Source organism: Gemella cuniculi DSM 15828 (assembly GCF_000425665.1).
Lineage (GTDB): Bacteria > Bacillota > Bacilli > Staphylococcales > Gemellaceae > Gemella > Gemella cuniculi.
The window spans coordinates 1-1,818 of sequence record NZ_AUDW01000035.1; the positions used below are offsets into that span (position 1 = coordinate 1).

The 1,818-nt window shown below is 35.1% G+C and carries 1 protein-coding gene; it reads right to left on the minus strand.

The window, feature by feature from the left end; genetic code table 11:
- Positions 1-1,818, minus strand: a 1,818-nt coding sequence (locus tag H612_RS09150) for an isopeptide-forming domain-containing fimbrial protein (RefSeq protein WP_035500337.1), incomplete at both ends; no start/stop codon positions are given.

Sequence of the window (1,818 nt, forward strand, 5' to 3'; positions counted from 1 at the left end):
TCTAATTCGTCTGTTATTTTTAATGCTGTTGCATTTTTTGGTACTTTCGTTTCGATTTTGTATGTGAACTCGTCTTCTACATTTCCTAGTTGGTCGTGCTCTTTGTCATTTACCGTCTTCTTAATTTCTGGGTTTGTTGGCGGCGGTGTCACCGTTACTGTGTTTGAGTCTTTTTCTGGATTGTTATTTACTTTATACTTCGCTTTGTTTGGTACTTTTATTGTTCCTTCTTCTATGTATTTTGATAAATTCGCTCCGTCTTTGATTTTTGCCTTGAATTCTACATATACTTTCTTTCCTGCGCTTCCTATCGCTTCTTCTTGCGTTAGTTTTACTTTTACTTTCCCTGCTGCTTCGTCTTTTGTTATTTGTTCAGCTTTTATTTCTTTTCCATCTAATGTTGCTTTTATTTCTCCATCAAATGTTAATACTTCTTCTAGTGTGTCCGTTACTTCAAAACTTGTCGCATTCGCTGGGACTTTTGTTTCTATTGTGTATGTGAATCCTTTTGTCTCTTCTTCTAAGTCTTGGTGATATTTGCCTTCTACTTTTTTCTCTATTGTTGTGTTTGTTGGCGGTGGCGTTATGTGTACTTTGTTTGAGTCTTTTTCAAATTCTGGTTTGTTGTTTATTTGATACTTCGCTTTGTTCGGTACTTTTATTGTTCCTTCTTCTATGTATTTCGATAAATTCGCTCCGTCTTTGATTTTTGCCTTGAACTCTACTCGTACTTCTTTTCCTGCTTTTGCCGCTTGTTCTTCTGTTAGGCTTACTGTTAGTAGTTGGTCTTTTATTGTTATTTGACTTTCGCTTAGCTCTTCTCCATCTACTGTTGCTTTTGCTTTTCCTTCAAATTTTAGTACTGGGTCTAAGTTATCTGTTATTACAAATGCTGTTGCGTTTTCCGGTACTTTTGTTTCTATTGTATATGTTACTTCTTCGTTTTGTTCTCCTAAGTCAACGTTTTCTTGATTATTTACTTTCTTTGTTATGTCCGGTGTACTTGGTGGTGGTGTTACTGTTACCGGTGGCGTTTCTTTTTTCAACTTAGGATCATCGCTTAGGTTTATTCTATACTCTGCTGTATTCGGTACTTGTACTGTTTTTGTTTTTTCTGATATGTATGGTTTTAACTCGTCTTGTGTTACTCCATCTTTCAGTTTTGCTTTGAATTCTACTACTACCGCTTTACCTGCTTTTTGTTTTACTTGTTCTCTTGTTAGTTTTACTGTTAGTTTTTTTCCTTCTGTTTTTACTTCTTCTATCTTCTCACCATCTACTGTCGCCTTAACTTCTCCTCTAAATTCTAATACGTCTTTTATTGTATCTGTTATTTCAAAGTCTGTTGCGTTTTCCGGTACTTTTGTTTCTATTTTGTATGTGAACTCTTCGTCTACTTTGTTTAAGTCTACGTGTTCTTTTTCATTTACCTTCTTAGTTATGTCTGGTGTTGTCGGTGGTGGTGTCACCGTTACTGGTGGCGTTTCTTTTTCTATTTTCGGATTGTTGTTTATTTGATACTTCGCTTTGTTTGGTACTTTTGTTCTTCCGTCTTCTTTGTCTACATACGAACTTAAATCCGCACCTTTTTTAATCTTAGCTTTGAATTCTACTTTTACTTCTTTTTCTGACTTTTGTTTTACTACTTCTTCTGGTAGTTCTACTGTCAACAGTTGATTGTCTTTTGTTACCGTCGCTCCAACCTCTTGGTTGTCTACCGTTACTTTTACTTCTCCGCTGAATTCTAATACTTTTTCTAATTCGTCTGTTATTTTTAATGCTGTTGCATTTTTTGGTACTTTCGTTTCGATTTTGTAT